7 protein-coding genes and 1 pseudogene are annotated in these 8,531 nt (G+C 70.7%); 5 read left to right on the forward strand and 3 right to left on the reverse strand.

Annotated features, from left to right (window positions below):
* Nucleotides 1-97: 97 nt before the first annotated feature.
* Nucleotides 98-322, forward strand: a pseudogene (locus ABTZ94_RS34150) (DoxX family protein); the annotation flags it as partial.
* A gap of 320 nt (nucleotides 323-642) precedes the next feature.
* On the opposite strand, the gene hemQ reads toward ABTZ94_RS34150, so the two are convergent.
* Nucleotides 643-1,356 carry a hydrogen peroxide-dependent heme synthase gene (gene hemQ / locus ABTZ94_RS34155; protein WP_351206789.1) on the reverse strand — a complete coding sequence of 238 codons (714 nt, stop codon included), beginning with the start codon at nucleotides 1,354-1,356 and terminating at the stop codon, nucleotides 643-645.
* Between the two features lie 4 nt (nucleotides 1,357-1,360).
* On the reverse strand, nucleotides 1,361-2,848 hold the full coding sequence (gene hemG / locus ABTZ94_RS34160; RefSeq protein ID WP_351206791.1) for a protoporphyrinogen oxidase: 1,488 nt from the start codon (nucleotides 2,846-2,848) through the stop codon (nucleotides 1,361-1,363).
* 127 nt (nucleotides 2,849-2,975) lie between these two features.
* Here hemG and ABTZ94_RS34165 point away from each other — a divergent pair, with 127 nt between their 5' ends.
* Both ABTZ94_RS34165 and ABTZ94_RS34170 read left to right on the forward strand, forming a co-directional pair.
* A complete protein-coding gene (locus ABTZ94_RS34165) occupies nucleotides 2,976-3,962 on the forward strand; it encodes a DUF4349 domain-containing protein (RefSeq protein ID WP_351206793.1) in 987 nt (328 codons plus the stop codon).
* 59 nt (nucleotides 3,963-4,021) lie between these two features.
* Nucleotides 4,022-5,410 carry an FAD-dependent oxidoreductase gene (locus tag ABTZ94_RS34170; RefSeq protein ID WP_351206795.1) on the forward strand — a complete coding sequence of 463 codons (1,389 nt, stop codon included), beginning with the start codon at nucleotides 4,022-4,024 and terminating at the stop codon, nucleotides 5,408-5,410.
* Nucleotides 5,411-5,636: 226 nt separating this feature from the next.
* Here the strand turns inward: ABTZ94_RS34170 and hemE are convergent, their stop codons facing one another.
* On the reverse strand, nucleotides 5,637-6,710 hold the full coding sequence (hemE, locus tag ABTZ94_RS34175; RefSeq protein ID WP_502967357.1) for a uroporphyrinogen decarboxylase: 1,074 nt from the start codon (nucleotides 6,708-6,710) through the stop codon (nucleotides 5,637-5,639).
* 91 nt (nucleotides 6,711-6,801) lie between these two features.
* Between hemE and ABTZ94_RS34180 the strand changes: the two genes are divergently transcribed.
* Nucleotides 6,802-7,461 (forward strand): DUF3000 domain-containing protein, encoded by a 660-nt coding sequence (locus ABTZ94_RS34180; RefSeq protein WP_351206797.1) that lies wholly within the window; start codon nucleotides 6,802-6,804, stop codon nucleotides 7,459-7,461.
* 239 nt (nucleotides 7,462-7,700) lie between these two features.
* Entirely contained in the window at nucleotides 7,701-8,363 is a 663-nt protein-coding gene (locus ABTZ94_RS34185) for a helix-turn-helix transcriptional regulator (protein WP_093899280.1), read from the forward strand.
* Nucleotides 8,364-8,531 lie beyond the last annotated feature (168 nt).

Genomic DNA, 8,531 nt, shown 5'->3' on the forward strand with positions numbered 1-8,531 from the left:
GAACTCGCCGCCTGAACCGCGATCAAGACCGCCGCTTTGCGGATTTCCCAACGGAGTCGTGAACGCCGGGGCTTTCACACAAGATCCCAGGTAAGGGATCAACGCCATGGTGACCGTCACCGCGGCACACGGTCCATGGGAAACAGAGGGTGGCCTGGAGTACAACGTGTACATCGCGGTCGTCGCACTGGCCATCGCCGCCATCGGCCCTGGGCGGCTCGCCCTGGACCGCCCCTTCCGCTGGGGGAAGGGCGGTTGGCGTGAAGCTGCCATCGCGCTGTGCCTCGGCGGCATCGGCTCCGCCATCGTGCTGAGCCTGTAGTGCCGTGGCCGGTTGGAAAGGTGAGTCCCCATGCGTCGCCGTACGCGCGGTGACCACATGAAGATGTCGCGCAGTGCACTCTGCGCTGCGGCTGCGGGCGACTCGAAGAGGTCAAGCTGTCCCGTTCGAGTTCGGCGCCCTCCACGGCACCGCGGATGGGGACTGCGCCCCGTGCTTCTCTGTAGGTTCCGGGGTCGCCGCAGGTCGGAGCCTGCGGCGATCCCGGAGCCGAACCCGGTGTCGCTGGAACGGCGGGCAGCGCGGAACGCGCCGGTGCCCGCCTTCTGATCTTCCGGGTTGGGGTGGTCGGAGCCCGCTCGCTACGCGAGCCCGGCCACCAGGTCTGCGACCGACTTCCTGCGCCCCGTGAAGAACGGAACCTCCTCGCGGACGTGCATCCGCGCCTCGGAGGCCCGCAGGTGGCGCATCAGGTCGACAATGCGGTACAGCTCGTCGGCCTCGAACGCGAGGACCCACTCGTAGTCGCCGAGCGAGAAGGAGGCGACGGTGTTGGCCCGGACGTCGGGGTAGCCGCGGGCCATCTTGCCGTGGTCCGCGAGCATACGGCGACGGTCCTCGTCCGGCAGCAGGTACCAGTCGTAGGAGCGCACGAAGGGGTAGACGCTGATGTAGTTGCGCGGCGTCTCGTCGGCCAGGAACGCCGGGATGTGCGCCTTGTTGAACTCGGCGGGGCGGTGCAGCGCCATGTTCGACCAGACCGGCTCCAGCGCCAGGCCCAGCTTCGTGCGCCGGAAGAGGTTGTATGCCTCCTGCAGCTCGTCCGCGGTCTCGGCGTGCCACCAGATCATGATATCGGCGTCGGCGCGCATGCCGGAGAGGTCGTAGGTGCCGCGGACGGTGATGTCCTTCGCCGCGAGCAGGTCGAACAGCTCCTGGACCTCGTCGGCGTAACCGGCACGGTCCGCGGGCAGGACATCGCGCAGCTTGAAGACGGACCACAGCGTGTAGCGGATGACCTCGTTGAGGTCCTTGGCCTTCTTACCGGCGTTGGGGATCTTCTCAGGCGCACTCATACGGCTATTGTCCCGCCTCGCTCCGTGTGCCCTGAACCGGGGTCGACGTGGCGATGATCTCTTCCCCGGACCCGCCGGTGACGTCGCGGACGATCTCGTCCGCGGCACGGTGGGCGCTCGCGATGCACGCCGGGATGCCGACCCCGTCGTAGACCGCTCCGCAGACCCGCAGGCCGGGCAGCTTGGCGACCTCGTCGCGGATCCGGGCGACCCGGGAGAGGTGGCCCACCGGGTACTGGGGCAGTCCGCCGATCCACCGGGTGACCGTGGTGTCCACGGGCTTCGCGGCCAGCCCGGTCGCCTCGGCGAGATCGCGCAGTGATACGTCGACCAGCTCACTGTCCTCGCGGTGCAGATGGTCCTCCTCGCCGTACCGGCCGACGGAGGTGCGCAGGACGAACAGGTCGGGGGCGGAATCGGCGACCCAGTTCCACTTGTGGGTGGAGAAAGTGGAGGCCTTGATGGTGCGGCCGTCGACCGGCGGTACGAGGAAGCCGGAGCGTCCCTCGAGTGCGCCGGTGGTGGCCACGTCGGAGCGGCGGAACGCCATGGTGACGAGCGCCATCGACGCGTACTCGACACCGGCGAGCTCGGCGGAGGCGGCCGGGGACTCGGCGGCGAGCAGAGTGGAGGCGGACCACGCGGGGGCGGCCAGCACGACGCCGTCGGCGGTGATCACCCGGGTGTCCGTGCGGACGTCCCAGCCGTCGGTGGTACGGGTCAGGCCGAGGACGGGGGTGGCGGTCACGATCTCCCCGCCCGCCGCGCGTACGGCGTCGGCGACCGCGTACGGCAGGGTGCCGACGCCGCCGTCGATGCCCTGGAACACCGGTCCGGTCTCCTGCCGGGCCGCGGCCCGCTCCTGGATGCGCCGGACACCGTCGAGTAGCGAGCCGCCCTCCCGCACCACCTCGAAGAGCTGCGGTACGGCGGCGCGCATCGAGATCCGGTAGGCGTCGCCCGCGTACACACCGCCGAGCAGCGGTTCCACGAGCCGGTCGACGACCTCGCGGCCCAGCCGGTCGGCGACGTACGCACCGACCGCGACATCGTCACCGACGGCGGTCGGGGTGAGGTCGCGCTCCTGCGCGATGCGCGCGAGGCCCTCCGGGGAGAGCACTCCGCTGAGCGCCATCGGGTCGCCCGGTACGCCCATCACATGGCCCTTGGGCATGGGCCACAGGGCTTCGCGTGTCCAGACCGATGCGGTGGCGGTGGCGGGTGGCTGGAGGCGGTCGCCGAGCCCGACGGCGCGTGCCAGGGCGACCGCTTCCGGGCGCCGGGCGAGCATCGACTCGGCGCCCAGGTCGACCTGGGCGCCCGCGATCTCACCGGTCATGAGCTTGCCGCCGAGCCGGTCGGTGGCCTCGAGGAGGGTGACCCGCAGCCCGGCCCCGAGTAGCCGGTGGGCGGCGGTGAGACCGGCAATGCCACCGCCGATGACGACGACATGACCCGTACCTGTGTCTGCGCGGTTTATTGAACGCTGCATGCCTCCACTCTCTCAAACCTCTTCCGAGTCCTGAACGTGACCGCTTCGAAACCGGTATCAGGCAACCCGTGCCCCCGCCCCGCACGTCGAACCGGCACCATCAATCACCCGTCCCGGGGGAGTAGTTATGCAGACAGACCGGCATCCTGGCCGTTCATTCGTCCCTTCATCCGTCCGTCGTTCGCGCACGATCCTGGCCGCCGGGCTCCTGGCCGGCCTCCTCGCGCTGAGCGGCTGCGGCGCCGCCGACAGTGCGAGCGACACGAGTGCCGGGGACGAGAAGAGTGCGGTCGCCCCGGCCAGGCAGGGCGCCGTGGACTCCGCGGCCGGAAAGTCGGCGCAAGGGGCGCCGGAGGGCGGCGGTTCGTCGGCGGAGCGCAAGAACCCCGATGCCCTGCCCGCCGGCAGCCATGTCATCCGTACCGCCTCGCTCTCCGTGGAGGTGAAGAGCGTGCCGAAGGCCGCTGCGGCGGCCCGCGCGGTCGCGGAGAGTTCGGGCGGTCTGGTGTCCCGCGAGGAGACGGAGCGGGTCGACGATACACGTGAAATGTCACATATCGTGCTACGTGTTCCGCAGGGCGAGTACGACGCGGTACTGCGGGATCTCGCGGGCGCCGGGAAGCTGTTGTCGCGCACGTCGTCGGCGAAGGACGTCACCGACCAGGTGGTCGACGTGGAGAGCCGGACAGCCACCCAGCGGGCGAGTGTGGCGCGGGTGCGCAAGCTGATGGAACAGGCCGAGAAGCTCACCGATGTGGTCGCACTGGAAGGCGAACTGAGCAGTCGTCAGGCTTCCTTGGAGTCGCTGCTCGCCCAGCAGGAGTCGCTGAAGGACCGCACCACGCTCGCCACGATCACGCTCGACCTCTCCGAGCCGGAGACGGTGGCGAAGGACGGCGGCGACGACCCCGGTTTCCTGGACGCGCTCGGCGGCGGCTGGCACGCGTTCGTCACGATGCTGCGGTGGCTCGCGATGGCAGCGGGCGCCGCGGCCCCGTTCCTGGCCGCGGCCGCCGTACTCCTGCTGCTGTGGCGGCTGCTGCGGCGCCGCCTGCCCGGACGCCGTGCGCCGCGGGCGCCTGAGAGCCTGTCGGGTGAGCAGTCCGATTCCTAGTCCACGCCCCCGGCGTCGTAGCGTGGTCCTCTCGGACTCGGGTGTCGAAGGGACCAGGCATGACGGCGGAGCGACTGGTGGTCATCGGCGGTGACGCGGCGGGCATGTCCGCCGCGTCACAGGCCCGCAGGCTCAAGGGTCCCGACGAGCTGAGCATCGTCGCCTTCGAGCGGGGCCATTTCACCTCGTACTCCGCCTGCGGCATCCCGTACTGGGTCGGTGGCGACGTCGCGGAGCGGGACGACCTCATCGCCCGTTCGCCGAAGGAGCACCGGGCCCGCGACATCGACCTGCGGATGCGCACCGAGGTCGCGGAGATCGATGTGGCCGGGCAACGGGTGCGGGCCGTGGACCGGGAGACCGGTGAGACGTACTGGACGGGCTTCGACAAGCTGGTGATCGCGACAGGGGCCCGGCCGGTGCGTCCGGCGCTGCCCGGCATGGACGCGCCCGGGGTGCACGGGGTGCAGACGCTGGACGACGGGCAGGCGCTGCTGGATTCGCTGGACCGGGTGGCGCCGGGGCGCAGGCGGGCGGTCGTCGTCGGGGCGGGCTACATCGGCGTCGAGATGGCGGAGGCGATGCTGAAGCACGGCTTCGAGGTGACCGTGCTCAACCGCGGCGAGCAGCCGATGGCGACGCTCGACCCCGACATGGGGCGGCTGGTCCATGACGCGATGGACGGCCTGGGCATCACCACGGTCAACCGCGCCGAGGTCACCGCGATCCACACCGGCCCGGACGGCAGGGTCTGCGCCGTCGCCGCGGGCGACACCTCCTACCCTGCGGACGTGGTGGTGCTCGGTATCGGTGTGGAGCCGGAGACGACGCTGGCGCGCGCCGTCGGCCTCCCCGTGGGCCCGCACGGCGGCCTGCTCACCGATCTGTCGATGCGGGTCGTCGGGCAGGACAACATCTGGGCGGGCGGCGACTGTGTCGAGGTCCTCGACCTGGTGGCGGGCCGTACCCGCCATATCGCGCTGGGCACCCATGCCAACAAGCACGGGCAGATCATCGGGGCCAATGTGGGCGGCGGCTACGGGACGTTCCCGGGGGTGGTGGGCACCGCGGTGAGCAAGGTCTGCGACCTGGAGATCGCCCGCACCGGGCTGCGGGAGAAGGACGCCCGCGCGGTGGGCCTGCGGTTCGTCACGGCGACGATCGAGTCGACGGGCCGGGCGGGCTACTACCCCGGGGCGCAGCCCATGACGGTGAAGATGCTCGCGGAGTACCGCACGGGGCGGCTCCTCGGTGTGCAGATCGTGGGCCGGGAGGGGGCGGCCAAGCGCGTGGACATCGCGGCCGTGGCGCTCACGGCCGGGATGACGGTGGACCAGATGACCGCCCTGGACCTGGGCTACGCCCCGCCGTTCTCACCGGTCTGGGACCCGGTCCTGGTGGCGGCCCGCAAGACGGTGACGGCACTGCGGCGGGCGGGCACCGCCTGAGTGCGCGGTGCCCGGTGTCCTGCGCCGCTCAGAGCCTGTCGGGTGACTTTCGATCGGAGAGCGGACGCGGCGTGGTGCGTGCGATTCCAAGGCGCCGGGATGGCCTTGGATGGGGTCTCCCCTGCTCCTTGAGAGCTTGGGGAAGGAGCTACTAGGCCATTTCGGCAACGCCGGAAGCGTGCGTGCCACGCCGTGCCCGCCCGATCAGAGGTCGCCCGACAGGCTCTCAGCGCGCGGTCCGTTCGTGCACGTACTCCACGAGCCGCGTCAGGGCGTCCGGGTCCATCGACGGCATCACGCCGTGGCCCAGGTTGAAGACATGGCCCTCGAGACCGACGGCCGCGTCCAGTACCTCCTGGGTCTTCTCCTCCACCGTCGCCGTCGGCGCGAACAGCACCGCGGGGTCGAGGTTGCCCTGGAGCGCCTTGCCGGGGCCGACGCGGCGCGCGGCCTCGTCCATCGGCACCCGCCAGTCGACGCCGACGACATCCGCGCCGGCCTCGCCCATCAGGCCGAGGAGTTCGCCGGTGCCGACACCGAAGTGGATGCGCGGGACCCCGTACGGGGCGACGGCCTCGAAAACCTTCGCCGAGGCGGGGAGCACCGAACGCCGGTAGTCGGCGGGGGCCAGCGCGCCCACCCACGAGTCGAAGAGCTGGACGGCCGAGACACCGGCCTCGATCTGGACCTTGAGGAAGGCACCGGTGATCTCGGCGAGCCGGTCGAGCAGATCCGCCCAGAGCTGCGGGTCGCCGTACATCAGGGCCTTGGTGTGCTCGTGGTTGCGGGACGGGCCGCCCTCCACGAGGTAGCTCGCGAGCGTGAACGGCGCGCCCGCGAAGCCGATGAGGGGGGTGGAGCCCAGCTCGGCGGTGAGCAGGCCGATGGCCTCTGTGACGTAGCCGACATCCTCGGGCGTGAGATCGCGCAGCCGGGCCAGATCTGCGCGGGTGCGGATCGGATCCGCGATGACCGGGCCCACGCCGGGCTTGATGTCGAGGTCGATCCCGATGGCCTTGAGCGGTACGACGATGTCGCTGAAGTAGATCGCGGCGTCGACCTTGTGGCGGCGGACGGGCTGCATCGTGATCTCCGCGACCAGCTCCGGCATCATGCAGGAGTCGAGCATCCCGATGCCCTCGCGCACCTTCAGGTACTCCGGCAGCGAACGCCCTGCCTGGCGCATGAACCAGACCGGCGTGTGCGGCACCGGCTCGCGCCGGCACGCCTTCAGGAACGCCGACTCATGGGTGGCGGATGTCTTCGTCTGCTGGCCCATGGGGCGATCGTTGGCACTCACACCAAGAATCTTCGCACGAAGCCGTAAGCAGCCGGGCCCGCCCGGGTGTCCCTCCCTGCGCGAGGCTCCGGTTCCGCCTACTCTTCCCCGCATGGCTCCGGCTCAGGGACAGTTCTCCGATCAATCCGATGGCGCTGACAGCAAGGACAGCGCGGAGGGTGGATCCGTCCCGCCCGCGTTCCGGTCGGCGGTGGACGCGTTGCACACGGCGCGGCTGCGCGCCGAGCTGGAGGTGGAGCCGACGCCGCCGCCCAAGCGGCTCGCTCCGTACGCGTACGCCCTGGAGGCCGCGGTCGTGGACGGCGAGGACGATCTCGCCGACGGCCGCCTCGTGCTGCTCCACGATCCGGCCGGGCACGACACCTGGCAGGGCACCTTCCGCCTGGTGACGCTGGTACGGGCCGAGCTGGAGCCGGAGATGGCCTCCGATCCGCTGTTGCCGGAGGTGTGCTGGTCGTGGCTGACCGGTGCGCTGGACGCGCGCGGTCTGCTGTACGGGGAGGCGGGCGGCACGGTGACCCGGGCCGGGTCGCACTACTTCGGCGCACTGGCCACGCGACGCCCGGCGACGCAGATCGAGATCCGGGCGTCGTGGACACCGCGCGAGAGCCGTGGCGGGGTGCCGGACACGGCAGCGCATTTGATGGCGTGGGGCGATCTGCTGTGTCAGATCGCCGGTCTGCCGCCATCCGGCCCCGCCGACGCCGCGGTGGTGACACTCCCCCAGCGGCGCGGGCCCCAGGCTCCCTGAATCTGGCCTGATCCTTTCCCTCTGCCGGTAACACTGCATCACAACCGCCACAAAGTCCCCGGCAACCTTTTCGTACAATCGACCATATGTCCGATTTGCCCGAATTGTTACTCACCAAATAGTGATCTTCCTCTAAAGGAGGACGGGTCTGCTGCCGAAGAGGTCAATGACCCTTCAAGCACGGTTCGCCCCGGCTTCATCCCCGAGCCGGCCCGTCCCGCCACTCCCCAGGAGGCCTGGTGTCCGTTCTCCTAGAGCAGCCCGCAAGCCTGGTCGCCTACCGCCCGAACAAGCCGACGGCCATGGTCGTCGTGGCCGACCCGCGCGTCCGTTCCACCGTCACCCGCCATCTGTGGGCACTCGGAGTACGTGACGTCATCGAGGCGTCGTCCATCGCGGAGGCCCGTCCCCGCGTCGGCAATCCACGCGACATCTGCGTAGCCGACGTCCACCTGCCCGACGGTTCCGGGCTGACCCTGTTGTCCGAGACCCGAGCCGCCGGCTGGCCGAACGGTCTCGCCCTCTCCGCCGCCGATGACATCGGCGCCGTACGCAACGCCCTCGCGGGCGGCGTGAAGGGCTACGTCGTCACCGGCACCCGAACCAATATCGGCCACCCCACCCGTCCCGGCGTCGCCCCCATCGGCGCCACTGCCGCCCGTATGCACCGCCGGCCCCCCGGCACCCCGAGCCACCCGGGCGGCTACCGCGAACTGTCCGGCCGCGAGGTCGAGGTCCTCCGGCTGGTCGCCGAAGGCCAGTCCAACAAGGCCATCGGCGTCTCCATGGGCCTGTCCGCCCTGACCGTCAAGAGCCACCTCGCCCGAATCGCCCGCAAGCTCGGCACCGGAGACCGCGCAGGAATGGTCGCCGTCGCCCTGCGAACGGGCATCATCCACTGACCCCCATACCCCTGCAGGGACACACAGCCATACGGACCGGCTGGTTTACACTCATCGGCGCCCGTCGACGGAACGGCTCGCCCGAGGAGCGGCGCCTCGCCGCGGCCTGGGAGAGCGGCATGGACAACGCGCCCCGCTTCGACGCCGCCCTGGGCACCGACATCATCG

The sequence above is a fragment of the Streptomyces sp. NPDC002785 genome, assembly GCF_040295565.1.
GTDB lineage: Bacteria > Actinomycetota > Actinomycetes > Streptomycetales > Streptomycetaceae > Streptomyces.